The organism is Bifidobacterium sp. ESL1133 (assembly GCF_058107325.1).
The window spans coordinates 1-18,419 of the sequence record NZ_JBYLUI010000002.1 but is presented as its reverse complement, the minus strand read 5'-3'; the positions used below and the strand labels follow the sequence as shown (position 1 = coordinate 18,419).

Below are 18,419 nucleotides of genomic sequence, written 5' to 3'. Positions count from 1 at the left end.
GGCTGGTGCTGCAATGAGTGTTGGCGTTCGGTTGGCGATTCCTGACCATCTGGTGAACGGTGACTTTGAATATCCGTCGTATTTTCAACCGTATAATTGCCCTGTGGCGGCGGCCACTGCTATTGAGCGGCGAGGAAAAGTGTACGCATGCATCAATCCGAACAATACGGGAGCTGCGAATTATTGGAAGTGGTCCAGCTTCGGCACTGAATTTGATCCGGATCAGTTTGGTTGGGACTCCACCGAGGTCGGTACGAACACGAGTCTCGGTCCAGGCCCGCAGCTGCGCACCAACGAGGTTGAGTTGCAGTCTCAATACGGCAATAACAATACATATGCGGAGATTGTCGGTTCGCAGGCGGGTACAAGCATCTACCAGGATATTGCGACCGTGCCGGGAACGGTGTATACGTGGAGTCTCAAGCATGCGTCGACGCAGAGTTCGCATGTGGATAAGATGAGCGTGGTTATTGGTGTTCCCGGTCAGGAGGGCGCTGCGCAACCGGCTGTACGTGTGTCGGTGAACGGGGGCGGGGATGCGCTCGGCCCCGTGGGCACGGTAATCGCTACGAAGTCCCTTAACTCGAACGTCTACGACAAACAGTGGGAGACCTACACGGGTTCGTATACCATTCCAGAAGGACAGACGGTGACGCGTTTCGCGTTCAAAAGTGTGGAAGGACTTTCGTACAGTACAGGCAATGATGTGGATGATGTCAGGTTTATCGGGACTTATCCGTTGACGTATGATGCGAACGGTGGTACCGGTTCGTTGCCAGTTCAGGTTGAGGGTGTTGGCACGACGGGCTGTTATGCGAGCTATGTGGATGGTGGCTCGTTCGAGTTAGCGACTGGTGCGAAGGATTCGGATTGTTGGGATAGCTCGATGCTAGCTAAGCCGGGTGCGCGATTCTTGGGTTGGTCTGATACTCGCCAGCCGTTTATTGATAATGCATCCAAATGGTCTGATGCTCAACCTCATATGAAAACTACGATGACGATGGTTTTTCCTGGTATCACCGTGTATGCGGTGTGGGGTAGCGATAAGACGTTGTCATTTGATGTGAACACGCCTACTGGGCATGCTGCTCCTGTCGCTCCGAATGCGCAGACGATCGGGTTTAACCTTGGTGCGACCGATCAGTCTGGTTGGACGGTAGGGGATACGAGTAGGGTGCCAGGATATAAGTTCACTGGTTGGAAGACTTCTGGCACAGGTTCGGGTGTTGGTGGCTCTGGTATTGGCGGTTCGTTTGATGGGGATACAGCCTATGATTTTTCGACTCCGATGCTGTCGGATACGACGGTGTATGCCGGGTGGCAACCATTATCGGCGAATATTACGTACAATCCGAATCCTGGCGACGGTGTGGTGACAGGAACCACTGATCCTACCATTGGCGTGACTGATGGGAGCGCTGTAGTGTCATCGAGCGGGTTTAATCGTCATGGGTTTAAGTTCAACGGGTGGAACACGAAGCCTGATGGTAGCGGTGACTTGTATTGGCCTAGTCAGTCATATGAGCGGTTACCGGTCGGAGGTGTGACCTTATACGCTCAGTGGGTAGCGAATCAGTCTGTGATTCCGTTTACTGGCGGTCAGGGTATTGCTGTTTCGATGTTGGTGACGATTGTTTTGATGGTCGCAACATCTGTGTTTCGCTGGTGGCGTACCCGTCGCATGGTTCGGTGAGGTAGCAGAAGGCTAATCGTTAACGCAGCGGAACCGTCGCTTATCGAGTGTAAGCGTCGGTTCCGCTGCGTTGCGTGAGGTTGAAGCGTCTGAACCGTCGCTGAGGTGATATGAGCGTCGGTTTGGTTGCGTTTGGTGTGTGGGAAGTAGCGGAACCGTCGCTGAGTAAATGCCGGTGTTGGCTTGACTACTGTTGAGTGTGCGGGTGCGTTGTGTTGGATGTGTACGCAACATAACCGACGCTGATTGGAAGTGAGCGTCGGTTTGGTTGCGTAAGGCGAGTGGTATGCAACATAACCGTCGCTGAGGTGGTGTGAGTGTCGGTTCCGTTGCGTTTGGTGTGGTGTACGCGCCTAAACCGTCGCTGAGATGATGTGAGCGACGGTTCTGTTGCGTGGGGCGACGGTGGGGCGTGCAGCGTTGAACGTGCGGCGTTGGCCGTTGGGCGATTGCTTGGAATGCACGGAGTGTCTCGTGGAGTATGGGGGGATGAGAACACCGTTTGAGTAGTTGCGGCTTGCTGCGGAGATGACCAGGGCATGGCGAAGTATGTCTGAAAATATAACAAAGGGTGGTATGTACGTTCTTGTGCATACCACCCCAAATCAACGCCACTTTATCGGCGGCAACGCCCAGATGAGTGTAAGCCGTTCACGATGCGCAGCTTACGACCACTCTTGTTGCAGCTCATTGGCTGGGGCCTAGCTAACAAGTCGCGGCCGCCAAACCACTTGGGCATTGCGACTACTGGACATTGCGACTACAAGGCAGCCTAACTACTTGGCGAACTCGTTACCGTAGGAGTCCTTGCCCTCGGCTGCGATGGCTGCGGACTTGCGGGCGATGGCCAGCTCTTCATTCGTTGGCACGACAGCGATGATCACAGAGCTGTCGGGGGTGGAGAGGATACGGGGTTCCTTGGAACGCTTGGCGTTCTCCTCCAGGTCGATCTTCACGCCGAAGGGTGCAAGCTTCTCGCATACGCGGCGACGCACCTCGTCGTCGTTCTCGCCCACACCGGCAGTGAAGGTGATGACGTCCACGCCGCCCATCTGTGCGGTGTAGTTGCCGATGTAGCCCACGATGCGGTGGATGTAGACGTCCATGGCGAGGATGGCGTCTTCGTTTCCTTCCTTGATGAGGCGGTCGATTTCGCGCATATCGGCGAAACCGGTCATGCCGAACATGCCGGAACGCTTGTTGAAGAGCGTGTCAAGCTCGTCTACGCTCATGTGGGCGTTGCGAATCAGGTGGAAGACCACAGCCGGGTCGATGTCACCGGTGCGGCCGCCCATCATCAGGCCTTCGAGCGGGGTCAGACCCATGGAGGTATCCATCGGGCGACCGGAGATCTGTGCGGAAGCGGAGGCTCCGTTACCGATGTGCAGCACGATTTGCTTCAAACCTTCGGCGGGCTTGCCGATGAAGTCCGGCACTACAGAGCCTACGTACTCGTGGCTGGTGCCGTGCGCGCCGTAACGGCGAATCTTGTACTGATCGGCGATTTCCTTGTTGAGCGCGTAGGTGCTGGCTTCCTTGGGCAGCTGGAAGAAGAATGACGAATCGAAGACGAAGACCTGCGGCACATCGGGAAGCAGGGAAGTCATCACTTCAGCGCCGGCAGCTTCGGGACCGTTGTGCAGGGGAGCGAGCACAGCGAGATCCTTGACCTGGCCGATGGTCTTGTCGTTGACCAAAGCGGGGTTGGGGAAGATGGACCCGCCCTGCACCACGCGGTGACCCACGGCAACGATGCCGGCCTCGCTAAGGTTGGGGCCGAACTCCTCGAAGAAGCCCAGAACGCGCTTCAATCCCTGCTCGTGATCGTGAATCGGCTCTTCGAGCTCATGCTTCTCACCGTTGTATTCGTGCTTGTAGTGGCCGTCGATGGGTTCGCCGATCTTCTCGACGAGACCGGAAGCCAGGCCTTCGCCTGACTCGAGGTCCACCAGCTGATATTTGATTGAGCTGGAACCTGAATTGATGACAAGTACGGTTTTCGCCATTGCTGTCCGTCCTCCAAATAGGATTAATTGATCCGCACGGAACTTGTGCGGCTACCAAGCTTCAGCTTACTCGCCAGAGGTTACATACGGCGTGTGTGTAAGCCTGTGATGAGTGATGATAAAAATATGCGAGTCTGTATTCTCTGAAACAGAGGAACAAACAGACTCGCATAATTCAGCGTTTGCATGGCGGACTAGCCGTCATCTAACTATCACCAGGCATATGGCATCACTGGGCCTCAACGGCGGTCAGAGCCACTGTATTGATGATGTCTTCTACTAGAGCGCCGCGCGAGAGGTCGTTGACGGGCTTATTAAGGCCTTGAAGCACCGGACCGATGGCAAGAGCCCCAGAAGTACGCTGCACGGCCTTGTAAGCGATGTTGCCTGCCGCGAGCGAGGGGAAGACGAACACGTTGACATGCCCGGCCACGTCGTTGCCCTTGGCTTTGGTTGCTGCGACAGTGGGGCTCCACGCGGCATCGAATTGGATGGAGCCGACGACGGGAAGGTTCGGCGCCTTCTCCTTGACGATCTCAGTTGCCTCTTCCACCAAGTCCACGTCCGGGCCTTGTCCGGAGCCGAGCGTGGAGTAACACAGCATACCCACCTTCGGGTCGATGCCGAAGGAACGAGCTGTGTCTGCCGATTGGATGGCAATATCGGCCAGCTGTTCGGCGTTCGGGTTGAGGTTAATCGCGCAATCGGCGAAAATTGCCACATGGTCCTTGAAGCACATGAGGAATGATCCGGAGACGAGCGATGCACCCGGTTTTGTTTTGATGACTTGGAGGGCGGGGCGTACGGTGTTGGCGGTGGAATTGACGGCTCCGGAAACCAGACCGTCTGCTTTGCCGAGCACTACGAGCATGGTGCCGAAATAGCTTGGATCGCGCAGCTGGGTGCGTGCCTGCTCATCGGTCATGCCCTTCTTGGCGCGTAGCTCGCACAGTTTCTCACTCATGGGTTTGAGCACGGATTCGTCATCCATGGACTGGAACGCAGCTCGGCTCAATGAGTGCAACCCAAGCTCTTCACCGCGGACAAGAATGGTATCTTTATCGCCCACCACGATGAGGTTGGCGATATCTCGTTCCAACAGGTAATCCGCGGCCTTGATGACGCGGTCTTCCTCACCCTCCGGCAGCACGATGGTTTTCTTGTTCGCCTTGGCTCGGGCCAACAGGCTGTTCTGGAATGCGTAGGGAGTGGTAGGTGCATTGAACGGCGTGTTGAGTGCAGCTACGATTTGGCTGCTGGGAGCGTTGCTGTCAAAAGCTTGTGCCGCTTCGGTCTCTGCATTGGGGTTACTGCTGGGAAAATCGACGGCCGGAATCGTCCAGACCGGGACAGGAGAGTCCTTGAGAGCCTCTTTTGCGTCCGCTGCCTTCTCATCAGTGCAACCGGTGACGAACACTCCTGCGACTATGCTGCCCGCGTTCTGCACGCTGCGTGTGCAAGCTTCTACAGTGGCTTTGACCTGCTTTCCGTCGCGCGGAATGGTGCACACGGCGAGGAACACAGGCGCTGCCACATCGGCCGCTATATCGGCATTGAAAGTGAAGTTTTCCGGGTCGAACACCTTGGAACCGTCAGTACCCACCACCACAGTGTAGGCGGGATCTTCTGCGTCCAATGCGTCGTGGAAGGCAGCGACGATGTCACCTCTGGAACCGGCTTTGTTCTCACGAGCCACGCGTGGGCACAAAGCGCGCGCACTGTCAGGCACCTGCCAGCCACCCGCCGCTTGTAGCAGCAGTGGAGTCAGTTCATCATGTTTCTTACAAGCCACTGGGCGGAAAACAGCTGTTTTCCCTTGTGCTTTGAGTGCTCTGGTGACTCCGTACGCTACGACGTTACGTCCGTTGCCGCCCTCTGGGCTGGCGATGTAAATGACCTTGTTCGGCACTGCTGAACTCCTTTGTATGGACACCCTTGTTCCTACGGTACCCGATAGATACCGGAACTATTGTAGAACGTGCCGAAGAATAATGTGTGCGACATCTCACTGTGCTTGGTACTGGTAGTTGAGGCTTATGTGTGAGCGTGTGGCGTGTGGCGTGTGGCGTGTGGCATCGGACAATAGGACATCGGACGTACCCTGCCATATCCAGTACGCAGCAAAAGCTGCGAGAATAAAATGTGAGGGCAACGGAAAATCCGATGCCCTCACATTTTATTCAGCGTTCAGTCAGTGCTGCGTGGAGCGCAGCCTGAAGGAACAACTACTCGTTGTCGCCGGCGGTGGCTGCAGTCGCGGAGACCGCACCCTTCTTGTCGGTGTCGACGTCGGAGTAGACCCAGTCGGTGTAATCCGGGTGATCGTAGCCCTCGTCAACGGCGAACTGGAAGGCGTCCTTACGGAACTGCTCCAGCTTCTCGATGTCGGAAGCGTACTTGCTCTCGTCGACCATGCGCAGTGCCTCAGCCACGAGCTCGTAACGATCCATGTCGTTGACACGAACCATGTCGAACGGCGTGGTGGTGGAACCCTGCTCCTTGTAACCGTGAACGTTGAAGTTGTCGTGGTTCGGGCGGTTGAAGATCAGCGCGTGGATGTCGTTGGCGTAGGAGTGGTACGCGAACAGCACCGGCTTGTCGGCGGTGAAGAGCTCAGTGAACTCAGCGTCGCTCAGAGCCTCGTCGTTGTCCTTGGGGGACTGCAGCTTGATGGTGTCCACCACGTTGACGACCTTGAACTTGATGCCGAATTCCTTCAGCTTGTCAGAGGCAGCCATGATCTCCTGGGTCGGCACATCGCCGACGCCAGCCAGCACGACCTGGGTCTCATCGTTGTTCTTGGCAGTGGAAGCCCACTCCCACTCAGCGGCACCCTTGTCGAGCTCGGCGCGAGCTTCGTCGAGAGTCTGCCAGGTGGCGGCGGGCTGCTTGCCTGCGAAGATGGCGTTGATCTTGTTGGTGGACTTGAAGGCCTTCTCGGAGACAGCCAGCAGCATGTTGGCGTCGGCGGGGAAGTACTCGGCCACAACGTGATCGTTGTTGAACGTCTTGTTCAGCAGGACGGAGCTCACGCCCGGATCCTGGTGAGAGAAGCCGTTGTGATCCTGACGCCACACGTGCGAGGAGATCAGCATGTTGACCGAGGAGATGGGCTTGCGCCACGGAATCTCGCGAACGGTAGCCTCGAGCCACTTGGCGTGCTGGTTGAGCATGGAGTCGATCACGTGAGCGAAGGACTCATAGGTGCTCCAGATGCCGTGGCGGCCGGTGAGCAGATAGGCTTCCAGGAAGCCTTCCATCTGGTGCTCGGAGAGCTGCTCAGTGACCTGGCCGGTGACGGCCATGTGCTCGTCGGTCAGCTCGGAGAGGTAGCCGTTGTCCCACTGCTTGTTGGTGACTTCGTAGGAAGCCTGCAGACGGTTGGAAGCGGTCTCATCAGGTCCGAAGATGCGGAACGAATCCGGGTTGTTCTTGATGATGTCGCGGGTGTAGTCGCCCAGCTTGCGGGTGGCTTCGAGCTGACCCCAGCCGTGGCCGAACTGCTGAACTTCCTTGACTTCGTAGTTGGCGATGTCGGGGAGATCCAGCTCTTCGCGGATACGGCCGCCGTTGGCGTTCGGGTTCTGGCCGATACGCAGTTCACCTTCAGGCATGAACGCGGTGACTTCGGGACGCACTGCGCCCTTGTCGTCGAAGAGCTCTTCAGGCTTGTAGGACTCCATCCAGCCCTTGAGCACCTCGAAGTGCTCCTCGGTGTCGCGAGCGGAAGCAAGCGGCACCTGGTGGGCGCGCCAGGAACCCTCGGTCTTCTTGCCGTCGATGGTCTTCGGGCAGGTCCAGCCCTTGGGCGTGCGGAAGATGATCATCGGGTAGGTGGGGCGAGTCATGTCGTCGGTCTGCGCCGCGGCCTTGATGTCGCAGATCTCATCGAAGATCTGCTCGAGCAGGTCAGCGAAGCGACGGTGGATGGACATGTGGTCCTCGTCGTCGAAGCCGGCGATGAACTCGTAGGGCTCGTAACCCATGCCCTCGAAGAACTCGTGGAGCTCCTCATCGGGGATGCGGGCGAGGATGGTCGGGTTGGCGATCTTGTAGCCGTTGAGGTGCAGGATCGGCAGCACGACGCCGTCGGTGCGGGGGTTGACGAGCTTGTTGGACTGCCAGCCGGTGGCCAGAGGGCCGGTCTCAGCTTCGCCGTCGCCCACGACTGCGGGCACGAAGAGGCTGGGGTTATTCATGACGGCGCCATAGGCGTGGCTCAGAGCATAGCCGAGCTCGCCACCTTCGTGGATGGAGCCGGGGGTCTCAGGAGCGAAGTGGGAGGGGATGCCGCCCGGGTAGGAGAACTGACGGAAGAACTTCTGCAGTCCGGACTCGTCCTTGGTGATGTTCGGGTAGTACTCGCTGTAGGTGCCGTCAAGGTAGGACTGCGAGGTGCCTGCGGGGCCGCCGTGGCCAGGGCCCATGATGAACACAGTGTTCTGCTGGTGATCGGCGATGAGGCGGTTGATGTGGCCGAACAGGAAGTTCAGGCCCGGAGTGGTGCCCCAGTGGCCAACGAGACGGTGCTTGACGTCGTCGCGGGTGAAGGGCTCCTTCATCAGCGGGTTGCTGCGAAGGTAAATCTGGCCGATGGAAAGGTAGTTCGAGGCGCGCCAATACTTGTCGACGCCCGCGAGAGCTTCCTCGGAGACCGGGGAGCTCATCTTCTTCCACGGGGTGCCAATAACAGGACTTGTCATGTGTACTCCTGTACTTCTGCACATGTCTGTGCGATTGTTTGTTTTCTGCTGGGGGTGAAGTTCCCGGTGCCGAAGCGCCGTTCATATTCAACCCCTGTCGCAAGAGATTTTACGGTGTCTCGGGGACTTTTGAACGATTTTTTGCGGCTAAGTTTGTTTTTGTGTTGTTTTTGGTAGAATTTGTGTACTATTCCAGCGGATTTGTTCATTCGATTTTTGAAAACAATCGTCACTTAATCCTTGTCCCAGTTGGGACACGAGGCGATTTTGACAAATGTTCATGTTCGTTTCAAACAAGTACATGCTGTGTGTTGTAGTTCGAAACGTGTTGTTTTGTGTACTTCGCTCGCCACGATATTGCGCTTCTTTGTCGGCTTGCACCGAGACAATGGTCAGCATATACAGTCGGTCCGACTCCACATGACATACGGTATTAAAGGAGAACTCATGGCAAACGGTCCAGTGCTCGTCGTTGATTTCGGCGCTCAGTACGCCCAGCTCATCGCTCGGCGCGTACGCGAAGCAAACGTCTATTCCGAGCTGGTGCCGCACTCCATGCCTGTGGACGAGATGCTGTCCAAGGACCCCAAAGCCATTATTCTCTCCGGTGGCCCAGCTTCGGTGTACACGCCTGGGGCGCCGAGCATTGACAAGAAGGTTTTTGAGGCAGGCGTGCCCGTGCTGGGCATTTGCTACGGCTTCCAGGTGATGGCTCACGAGCTTGGCGGCAAAGTTGATAAAGCGGCACTGGGGGAGTACGGCAAGACCGAGGCAGTCATCGACGATGCCAAAGGCGTGTTGGCTGATTCTCCAGCAGATCAAGACACATGGATGAGCCACGGTGTAGCCGTCGAAGAGGCGCCGGAAGGCTTTGAGGTGCTGGCGCATACCGAAGGTGCGCCGGTCGCTGCCATGCAGGACGAATCGCGCAAACTGTACGGTGTGCAGTGGCACCCGGAAGTCAAGCACACGCCGCGCGGACAGGAGCTTATTTCCACGTTCCTGCACCGGTGCGCCGGGTTGGATGACGACTGGAATGCCTCGAACATCATAGACGACCAGGTGGCGAAGATCCGTGAGCAGGTGGGTGACGCACAGGTCATCTGCGGTCTGTCCGGCGGCGTGGACTCTGCCGTTGCCGCTGCGCTCGTGCACAAGGCCATAGGCGACCAGCTCACCTGCGTCTTCATCGACCACGGCATGCTGCGCAAGGGCGAGGCCGAGCAGGTGCGTCACGATTTCGTTCAGGCCACAGGCATCAAGCTCATCGCCGTTGATGCTTCAGAAGACTTCCTCGACGCTTTGAAAGGTGTCACCGAGCCCGAGCGCAAGCGCAAGATCATCGGCGAGAAGTTCATCCGCGCCTTCGAAAAAGCGCAGCTGCGCGTCATCGAAGAGGCCGGAGCGCAGGGCAAGGAAGTAAAGTTCCTGGTACAGGGCACACTCTACCCAGACGTAGTGGAATCCGGCGGCGGTGACGGGGCCGCCAACATCAAGTCGCACCACAACGTGGGCGGCCTGCCCGACGACATCACCTTTGAACTCATCGAGCCCCTGCGCGCGCTGTTCAAGGACGAGGTGCGCGCCATCGGCACCGAGCTGGGCTTGCCGGAAGCGATGGTATGGCGTCAGCCGTTCCCCGGCCCAGGTCTGGGTATTCGCATCATCGGAGAGATTACGCGAGAGCGCCTCGATCTGCTGCGCGAGGCCGATGCCATCGCGCGCGAGGAGATGACGAAGGCCGGGCTTGACCGCGACGTATGGCAGTGCCCGGTGGTGCTGCTTGCCGACGTTCATTCCGTGGGAGTGCAAGGCGACGAGCGCACGTACGGTTCTCCCGTGGTACTGCGCCCGATCACATCGGAGGACGCCATGACCGCTGACTGGTACCGCATGCCCTACGACGTGCTGGCCACCATCTCCACGCGCATCACCAACGAATGCCCCGGCATCAACCGCGTGGCGCTCGACTGCACCTCCAAGCCGCCGGCCACCATCGAGTGGGAGTGAGCCCAGATGTGGGATATTAGACGTTTCACGACGTTCTTGCCGTGATACGGTGAATATATGGATTCGATGTCCTGTGACGCATACCAGTACGGTTGCGTCACAGGATTTTTTTATGACAGGGGGCATAGGTGAAAGTCGTCAAACGGTCAGGAACGGTGTTGGCGGTGGCCGGCTTGGTACTGGCAGGGGCAGTATTGCGATTGCCGATCACCATGATGCCGCCGATACTGGGAGACCTCAAAGACGCCATCGGGCTGCCTACCTCATGGGCCGGGCTGCTCACCACCATACCGCTGCTCATGTTTGCCCTTGTCTCGCCACTGATCGGCAGATTGGGGTCGCGCCACGGCAATGAGTTCACGCTGATGTGCACGCTCGCGTTGCTCACCATAGGCAGCTACATGCGCATTATTCCCACTTCGCTGGCACTCATGGTAGGCACGGCTGTGGTCGGTATCGGCATCGCCGGTGGCAATGTGCTGCTGCCTGCGGTCATCAAGGAGCGTTTCGTAAATTCCACCGCTTCGAAGACCACGCTGTACACCACAGTCATGGGTCTGATGGCATCGGTTGGCACCGCGGCGTCCGGTGTGCTTGCGGGCAAGGTCGGCCTGCAGTCGGCGATAGCGTTGCTCTCGTTGGTGGCTCCGTTGGCGCTGGCGGTCTGGTTTGTGGTATGGGTCGGTGACCGCAAGGCGGATCGAGCCGGACTTGAAGGGCAGGCAGTCGATGTCGCGCGTAATGCAGCATCGAATTCGACTCATGGGGAGGCTGCGGGCAATACTGTCGAAACCAGTTCGCCGAGGCGCTCGCCATGGCGCTCTCCATTGGCGTGGGTGATTCTGGCGTTCTTCGGCCTGCAGTCGGTGATCTACTATTCGCTGGTCACGTGGATGCCGAGCGTCTGGCAGGCCAAAGGCTTCAGCCCGGCCGCTGCAAGCACGTTGGCAACCATCCTGCAACTGCTCGGCATGCCTATGACATTGAGCGTGCCTACCATCGCGAAACATCAGCACGGCATGGCCTGGGTCAACGCCATCATCGCCGGCTGCTATGTGCTCGCGATTGCCGGTCTGCTGATGCCGGGGGCCAACATGACGCTCAACGTAGTGTGCGCTGTGCTTATGGGACTCGCCCAAGGAGCGGCCTTCAGCATCTGCATCGTATTCTTCCAGCGGCGTGCATCCTCCGCGGACGACACCGCCCGGCTCTCCGGCATGGCGCAGTCCGGCGGCTACGTGCTTGCCGCCATCGGGCCGGTGGCGTTCGGCTGGGTCGATGAGGCGCTGCATTCGTGGACACCGGTGATCGTCATGGTGTTTGTTTTGGTGGTGTTGCTGTTCGTTGCGGGCGTTGTCATTATTAAGCACCGCGATATCTACGAGCGGCGTCTGGTTCCACACGCAATATAATTTGTTCTCCATTCGAGAATGTATCAGATAAATAATTGGTAGAGTGTCTAACAAGGCTATCAATATCGATATGCAAGGAGCAATAATGGCTGAACTATTCACTGATGAAATGTCTCAGATGGAACTGCTGCGCAAGTTCGTAGGCTTCCACACCGAAAACGGCAATGAGAAGGTCGTGGCCGACGAAATACAGCGCATCTTCGAAGGTGCTGGAGTGCACAGCGAGGTATTGCCGTTCGATGACGACCCGACACGCGCCAACCTGGTGGCCGAGGTGGGCCATGGCTCTCCGGTTCTGGTGCTCACTGGCCATATGGACACGGTTTCCGCGCAACAGGACGGCTGGAACACCGACCCGTTCGAGGTGGTGGAGGACGGCGACCTGCTGTTCGGACGCGGCGTGACCGACATGAAGGCCGGGCTTGCGGCGATGGTCATCGCCATGCTGCACCTCAAACAGCGCGAAAACGAGCTGAACGGCACGGTTCGCCTGCTGGCCACCGCCGGTGAGGAAGTCGGCATGCCGGGTGCCGAGCGTCTCTACGATGCCGGATACATGAAGGACGTGGAGGCCACGATCATTGGCGAGCCTTCCGGATACACGATGGTCTATGCCACCAAGGGCGAGCTCAACCTCGACGTTACCGTGAACGGCAAGGCCGCCCACAGCTCCATGCCCGAGCTCGGCGCCAACGCCGTTGAGGGTTTGGTCGAGTTCCTGGAGACGCTCAAGACGCGTATCCGCGGTGAGGTTGCCGGTGTGAAGAACGCAGACCTTGGCGAGACGCTGTTCAACATCGACGTGATTCGCGGCGGCAGCCAGGTCAACACGATTCCCGAGACCGCGCACGCCGAAATCAACATGCGCATCATCCCCGAGTTCTCCAACAAGGCCATCCTTGAGGCAATCGATGAAGAGGTGGCAAAGTTCAACGCCGATCACAAGGCGCAGGTGAGCTACGAAATCGGTATGGACATCGTGCCGGTCATCGGAGCCAAGGAAGCGCGGCTCAACGACATCATCCGTGAGGTGGGCGAGGCAAGCCTGGCTAAGCAGGGCAAGCCGGCTTCCATTGAGCTCGTCGGAGTTTCCGGTGGTACGGATGCCAGCAAACTGCTGGTCGACAAGCCTCTGGGGCAGCCGTGCACCATGTTCGGGCCGGGCAATGACACCATGCATTGCGTCAACGAAAGCCTGCCGAAGGCCATGTATTTCGAGTTCATCGGCATGTACGAGGAGATTGCCGCTCGCTATCTTGGGGCGGAGTGACCGGACGCGAAACCAGTAACGTATATATGGCACTAAGTGCTGCATGAATTATAGCCCTGCTACAATGTGGGGCTATAATTTTGTATATTCTTTCATTGAGATCAGAGGTTTCTGACGGTATTTTGGAATATGCCAATTCGTGACAGAAAGTGCATATTATGGATTCAATGAATAAACTCGATAGTGAGCGAACGTCAACGCAAGCAGTGACGGCAGCGGCAACATCGCCGGCTAAAATGGCCGGCAGGGGAGGTGCCTCGCTGATCGCGGCACTGATGGCCGGCTATTCCGTCGCTTATATGGATCAAAGCATGTTTTCCCTGACTGTGATGCCGCTTGAAAAGCAATTCGGTCTCAACACCGGGCAGACGGGCCTGATCATGTCGCTCTTCTTCCTGGGTTTCTCACTCACCCAGATCCCCGCGGGTTGGCTTGCCGACCGGTTCGGCTCCAAACGGGTGCTTATGGCCTCGCTGGCGGCGTGCGGCATAGCGGCATTCCTCTTTGGTGTCGTCGGCGGGTTCGCATTGTTCATCCTCATCCGCATCGTCTCCGGCATGGGTCACGGCGGCTATCCGGCGGCCAGCAGCCGCACCGTCGCCGACTGCTTCGCGCCGGGTAAGCGTACGTTTGCCCAGTCGCTGCTCGTCTCCACCTCCGGCATTGGCGGTGTCTTGGCCTACACGCTCGGCAATCAGCTGGTGGCGGCCAATTGGCGCGTGGCTTACGCGGTGCTTGGAGCATTTTACGTGGTGGGCTTCCTGGCTGTCTGGATTTTTGTTCCCGGGCACAAACGGGTCGGGGCCGGCTCCGACGATGGAAGGACTGCTGCCGGAACGGCGCAGGATCAGGATGATGCTACCGCGTCCGCATGTGAGAAGATCGGCCTGCGTGAGGTCATCAGGGACCGCAACGTCATCGTGCTCTTCGCAGTCATGCTGCTGCTCAACGTGGTGCTCTTCGGCGACATGTCGTGGCAGGCCTCGTTCATCACGACCAAATTCCACATCACCGCCGTGCAGAGCACTTGGATTCTTTCGCTCAATACCGTGGTGTGCGCCGTGGCTTCGTTGTGTTCCGGCAGTGTGATGACTCGTTTCTTTGCAGGCCGCGAGAAGGCGGCAATCGCCGTTTCCTCGCTTATCGGTGCGGGGTTCACTGCGGCGTTCGCGGCGGCAAGCGACCTTACGGTGGCGGCGCTGCTGATGATGTGCTCCAGCCTGGCGGTCATGTTCGCCTTCACGGCCACGTTCGCCTGGCCTCACCGCATATTGGCAGAACGCACCATCGGCTCGGCCATCGGCGTCATCAACACCGGCAGCACGCTCGGCGGCTTCATCGCCCCGATGGTGACCGGTCAGATCGTGAACATGTCCGGTGGCTCGTTCACCCCGGCGTTCATGTTCCTGGCAGTGGTGTGCGCTCTGACCGCCGTTGCCGTTCAGCTGGTCAAGGTTGAAGCCAAGTAGTTTCGTTGCGCAAGTCCGCAAATAAAATGAGGCGATGCCATCACTAAGCTGGCATCGCCTCATTTTATCTCAGTCGTTGTAATCCTGCACTTATTCCTCGCGCCTACCCCTCGCGGTGCGGGGTGGCGAGGAAGTGCCTTTCGCTCGGCAGGACCAGGCACAGAATCACCGCCACCACGAACGAGATGGCAATCGGGTTGGTGGCGAAGATGGACTGGAAGAGCGCGGGGAAGTTCTTGAAGATGGCGCTCACCTGTGTGAAGCCCAGGCCGATGGTCAGGCTCAGCGCGGTGATGGTGATGTTGCGCTGGGTGAAGCCCGCTTCGGCGATCATCTGGAAGCCGGAGAGGATGATGTTGCCGAACATCATGATGGTGCACCCGCCAAGCACCGCCTGCGGCATGGAGTTGAACACCTGGGCCACGCCGGGCACGAAGCTGGCGATGATGAGCAGCAGGCCGCCGGAGAGGATGACCTTGCGGTTGACCACTTTGGTGACGGAAACCAGGCCGATGTTCTGTGCGAACGAGGTGAGCGGCAGGCAGCCGAAAAAGCCGGAAACGATGGAGATGAGACCGTCGCCTGCGATGGCGCCGCTGGTTTCCTTGTCGGTGGGCAGGCGGTCGAGGCCGACCTTTGTCAGGGCCGCGGTGTCGCCGAGCACCTCGACGGACGAGACCACATACAGCAGTGCGAACGAGATGATCGAGCCGGCGTCGAACTTTGGAGTAAAAGGCATGAAATGGGGGAGGCTTACGACTTGGAGGTGCGAGAAACCGGAGAAATCGACCTTGCCCATGAGCACAGCCACCACGTAGCCTACGACCAACCCGAAGAGCACGGAAAGCTGCTTGGCCGTGCCGCGCGCGAGCAGCTGGAAGGCCAGGCAGGCCACCAGCGAGATGAGGCCGAGCGTCAAGTTCTGCCAGCTTCCGAAGTCCTTGGCGCCGTTGCCGCCGCCGAACGAGGAGGCCGCGGTGGAGAGCAAGGAGAAGCCGATGGTAGTGACCACAATGGCCGAGACGATCGGCGGCACGTATTTCTTCCACCACTGGGCCGTAAGTCCAAGAATTAGCTCTACAAAGCCGCCGGCGATGACGGCGCCCATGAGGCCACCGAAGCCAAGCTTGCCGACGATGGCCGTGGCCGCGGCCACGTAGGTGAAGGAGATGCCGGTGACCATGGGAAGCCGGCTGCCGACCCGCCAGAGGGGGTAGAGCTGCAAGCAAGTGCCCAGGCCCGCCACCAGAAGACCGTTCTGGATAATCATGGCCGACTGCTCGGAGGTGAGGTGCGCGGCGGCGGTGACCAGGAAGATGGGCGCGAGGTTGGCCACGAACATGGCCATGACGTGCTGGAGGCCGAACGGGATACCTCTCCAGAAGGAGATTTTGCCGTCTAGCGAGGTCAAGGCTTGCGCGGTGGTAAGTTTTGGCTGGGCAGAAGGGGCTGTGGATATGTTTGCCGATTGCGAGGAAGAATCCCCGCGTTGCTGATCAGTGCTCAAAAGGGTCTCTTTTCAGTGAAAACGAGATAGTGCTGACCTGCAACATTCTACGCTTCGGGGAGACCCGTGTTCACAGTGGAATGGGAACTGCAATGAGCGGAGGCGGGGAAGCGCCTGCGTGACTTGCAATCAGGCGAATTCGATGGTGCCTTTGTCGCCGTCCATGGACTTGACCACGGCGAGTGATTCCACATCGTATCCTGCGTCTCGCAGCTCCTTGCCTCCGCTTTGGAAGCCCTTTTCGATGGCGATGCCGATGCCTTCAATCACCACGCCTGCTTCCTTGCAGATGTCGATGAGGCCCCTCATGGCTTTGCCGTTCGCCAGGAAATCGTCAATGAGCAGCACATGTTCACCGGCAGAGAGGAATCGCTTGGAAACAATGACGGGGAACTCTTTTTGCTTGGTGTAGGAGTAGACCTTGGCTTGGTACTGGTCTCCGTCAAGATTGATGGACTGGGTCTTCTTGGCGAACACAACAGGTACGTTGCCGAAGTGGCTGGCCACACAGCATGCGATGCCGATGCCGGAGGCCTCGATGGTGAGGATTTTGTCCACACGTTTCCCGGCGAACAGGCGTGCCCATTCTGCTCCCATGTGGTCGAACAAGGTCACATCGCATTGATGGTTCAGAAAGGCGTCCACTTTGAGCACGTCACCAGGCTTGACGGTACCGTCTTGGCGAATCCTGTCTTCCAGTTCTTTCATGGTTTCCCTCTCATGCCTTCGGCCGGTTCGATGGAAACATGGATTCCGGCCTTGCTCGGAAGCCACATTTATATGGTTGATTAGGCTTCCGAGCTTAGCTGTGAGCGGTGACGAGTGAGGCAGGTGCGTGCCGATGTGAGCTGCAGGCATATTTGCCGGTGTGGGCTGGATTACCATGGCCTCATGCACATATTGCTTCCGCCTTCAGAAGGTAAGACCGCGCCGGCAGCCGGACCGAAACTCGACTATGCAGCATTGCTCTGCCCGCAGCTTGGCGATGCCAGGGCGCGAGTGGTAAAGGAGCTGGTTGAGGTCTCCTGTCGGGAGGATGGCGCACGGGTACTTGGCGTGGGTGCGCGCGTGGAGCCTGAAGTGTTGGCGCAGAGGCGGTTGTGCGAGCTGCCGTGCGCTCCGGCGCGAGAGGTATACACCGGGGTGCTGTATGAAGCGGCACAGTTGCACGCCGGAGATGACGTGTTCATATTCTCGGGATTGTTCGGCGTGACGAGTGGGGAGGATCTCATTCCGGCCTACCGGCTTGCGATGGGCGCCAAACTGCCTGAACTGGGCAGCGTGAAGGCATACTGGAAGCGTGTGTTTGCGCAGCAGGAAGCTCGTAGGGTGGAAAGACAAGCGGCGGGAGAACAGGGTGGCGGTATGGCGCAATGCGTTGGCAATGATGGACAGGATATTGTCGATATGCGTTCCGAGGCATACCAAGTCACGCAATATCGTGATGTGCCATGGTGGACTGTGCGAGTGCTGAACAGTGATAGCAAAGTCGTCTCGCACATGGCCAAGCGTTACCGTGGCAGGTTGACGAGAGCACTGCTTGATGCGCAGAAGGATGCCGTCGGTGGTGAACCTGCGGGCGGCAGGGGGAGAAACGTCGATGTGGCCGAGGTGGCACGAACAATAGGCGAGGTGAGTGTTGAGGCGGCGGACAATAGGCGAGTGCTCACGCTTGCGCCGTATGGAGCGTAGAACGCAGAACTGGTGGATGAGAATACGCAGGTAAAGAACTTGGCATGCTACGAATTTTTGCTATGAACAATGCTGGTGTGTGGCTCTCGGCAGGGCGATTTCTGCTGCTGTTTGTTACTGTCCGACACCCACCGATAAGCTGGAAAGAAAGGCACGTCTGCGCGATGTAAAGAATAAGGCAAGCGTAGTCAGCTACATAAAGGGGTAGACCATGGAAGACACCGCCTTGGGCACTATTGGGCCGCGCATCAAAGTTGCGAACACGCTTATCGAACGCGAGCTCAACAACAGGGTATCGGGACTGGTGCCGGGTCTTGACTTGACCGGCCCCCAAGTGACGTTACTGGTGTATCTCTATGATTCCAAAGGGCGCACGGTGACGCAGAAGGAAGTCGCTGACCGCTTTGTACTCAGCCATCCAACTATGCGCGGTATAGTGCGGCGCCTTGAAGCTGCCACGCTTATTGACATATCGCATCTGCAGAGTGACCGCAGGCAAGTGGTGTTGTCGCTCTCATCTCATGGGTTTGATGTCATTGACCGCCATATTGGCGATATTCGCACCGTGATGGATGAGGTGAATAAGCGCATCGTCAGTGGTCTGAATGAAGAGGAGCAGCGTGCGCTGGAACGCAGTTTGACGAGAGTGATCAATAA

The 18,419-nt window shown here is 58.1% G+C and carries 12 protein-coding genes; 7 read left to right on the top strand and 5 right to left on the bottom strand.

What is annotated here, in order from left to right; genetic code table 11:
- The first annotated feature begins 13 nt into the window (after positions 1–13).
- Positions 14–1,693 (top strand): InlB B-repeat-containing protein, encoded by a 1,680-nt coding sequence (locus AC3B5A_RS02320; protein WP_489798553.1) that lies wholly within the window; start codon positions 14–16, stop codon positions 1,691–1,693.
- A 776-nt stretch (positions 1,694–2,469) separates the two neighbouring features.
- Here the strand turns inward: AC3B5A_RS02320 and AC3B5A_RS02315 are convergent.
- The 3 genes from AC3B5A_RS02315 to AC3B5A_RS02305 all read right to left on the bottom strand — a co-directional run bounded on the left by AC3B5A_RS02315 (position 2,470) and on the right by AC3B5A_RS02305 (position 8,402).
- Positions 2,470–3,699, bottom strand: coding sequence for an acetate/propionate family kinase (locus AC3B5A_RS02315; protein ID WP_489798551.1), 1,230 nt, complete (start codon positions 3,697–3,699; stop codon positions 2,470–2,472).
- Between the two features lie 229 nt (positions 3,700–3,928).
- Entirely contained in the window at positions 3,929–5,608 is a 1,680-nt protein-coding gene (gene pta, locus AC3B5A_RS02310; RefSeq protein WP_489798549.1) for a phosphate acetyltransferase, read from the bottom strand.
- A 316-nt stretch (positions 5,609–5,924) separates the two neighbouring features.
- On the bottom strand, positions 5,925–8,402 hold the full coding sequence (locus AC3B5A_RS02305; protein WP_489798547.1) for a phosphoketolase: 2,478 nt from the start codon (positions 8,400–8,402) through the stop codon (positions 5,925–5,927).
- Positions 8,403–8,849: 447 nt separating this feature from the next.
- Here AC3B5A_RS02305 and guaA point away from each other — a divergent pair, with 447 nt between their 5' ends.
- From guaA to AC3B5A_RS02285, 4 genes are all read left to right on the top strand, one after another.
- Positions 8,850–10,412: a glutamine-hydrolyzing GMP synthase gene (guaA, locus tag AC3B5A_RS02300; RefSeq protein WP_489798545.1), complete on the top strand. Its 1,563-nt coding sequence runs from the start codon at positions 8,850–8,852 to the stop codon at positions 10,410–10,412.
- 128 nt (positions 10,413–10,540) lie between these two features.
- On the top strand, positions 10,541–11,824 hold the full coding sequence (locus AC3B5A_RS02295) for an MFS transporter (RefSeq protein WP_489798544.1): 1,284 nt from the start codon (positions 10,541–10,543) through the stop codon (positions 11,822–11,824).
- Between the two features lie 85 nt (positions 11,825–11,909).
- Complete coding sequence (locus AC3B5A_RS02290) at positions 11,910–13,094, top strand: ArgE/DapE family deacylase (RefSeq protein WP_489798542.1); 1,185 nt, start codon at positions 11,910–11,912, stop codon at positions 13,092–13,094.
- Positions 13,095–13,261: 167 nt separating this feature from the next.
- Positions 13,262–14,563 carry an MFS transporter gene (locus AC3B5A_RS02285; RefSeq protein ID WP_489798541.1) on the top strand — a complete coding sequence of 434 codons (1,302 nt, stop codon included), beginning with the start codon at positions 13,262–13,264 and terminating at the stop codon, positions 14,561–14,563.
- Between the two features lie 103 nt (positions 14,564–14,666).
- Here AC3B5A_RS02285 and AC3B5A_RS02280 read toward each other — a convergent pair whose 3' ends face one another.
- The gene (locus AC3B5A_RS02280) at positions 14,667–16,022 is read right to left on the bottom strand and encodes a nucleobase:cation symporter-2 family protein (protein ID WP_489798925.1); all 1,356 of its coding nucleotides are present in this window, start codon (positions 16,020–16,022) and stop codon (positions 14,667–14,669) included.
- Between the two features lie 177 nt (positions 16,023–16,199).
- The gene (locus AC3B5A_RS02275; protein WP_489798539.1) at positions 16,200–16,778 is read right to left on the bottom strand and encodes a xanthine phosphoribosyltransferase; all 579 of its coding nucleotides are present in this window, start codon (positions 16,776–16,778) and stop codon (positions 16,200–16,202) included.
- A gap of 183 nt (positions 16,779–16,961) precedes the next feature.
- Here AC3B5A_RS02275 and AC3B5A_RS02270 point away from each other — a divergent pair, with 183 nt between their 5' ends.
- Together AC3B5A_RS02270 and AC3B5A_RS02265 are read left to right on the top strand one after the other, a co-directional pair.
- The gene (locus tag AC3B5A_RS02270; protein ID WP_489798537.1) at positions 16,962–17,762 is read left to right on the top strand and encodes a YaaA family protein; all 801 of its coding nucleotides are present in this window, start codon (positions 16,962–16,964) and stop codon (positions 17,760–17,762) included.
- Positions 17,763–17,973: 211 nt separating this feature from the next.
- On the top strand, positions 17,974–18,419 hold a 446-nt coding region (locus tag AC3B5A_RS02265), incomplete at its 3' end, for a MarR family winged helix-turn-helix transcriptional regulator (RefSeq protein WP_489798535.1).

What these genes read in the sequence shown, in the direction of transcription:
- AC3B5A_RS02320 (WP_489798553.1), top strand. Translation starts at nt 14, where the DNA reads ATGAGTGTTGGCGTTCGGTTGGCGATTCCTGACCATCTGGTGAACGGT.
- AC3B5A_RS02315 (WP_489798551.1), bottom strand. Translation starts at nt 3,699, where the DNA reads ATGGCGAAAACCGTACTTGTCATCAATTCAGGTTCCAGCTCAATCAAA.
- AC3B5A_RS02305 (WP_489798547.1), bottom strand. Translation starts at nt 8,402, where the DNA reads ATGACAAGTCCTGTTATTGGCACCCCGTGGAAGAAGATGAGCTCCCCG.
- guaA (WP_489798545.1), top strand. Translation starts at nt 8,850, where the DNA reads ATGGCAAACGGTCCAGTGCTCGTCGTTGATTTCGGCGCTCAGTACGCC.
- AC3B5A_RS02290 (WP_489798542.1), top strand. Translation starts at nt 11,910, where the DNA reads ATGGCTGAACTATTCACTGATGAAATGTCTCAGATGGAACTGCTGCGC.
- AC3B5A_RS02285 (WP_489798541.1), top strand. Translation starts at nt 13,262, where the DNA reads ATGAATAAACTCGATAGTGAGCGAACGTCAACGCAAGCAGTGACGGCA.
- AC3B5A_RS02275 (WP_489798539.1), bottom strand. Translation starts at nt 16,778, where the DNA reads ATGAAAGAACTGGAAGACAGGATTCGCCAAGACGGTACCGTCAAGCCT.
- AC3B5A_RS02270 (WP_489798537.1), top strand. Translation starts at nt 16,962, where the DNA reads ATGCACATATTGCTTCCGCCTTCAGAAGGTAAGACCGCGCCGGCAGCC.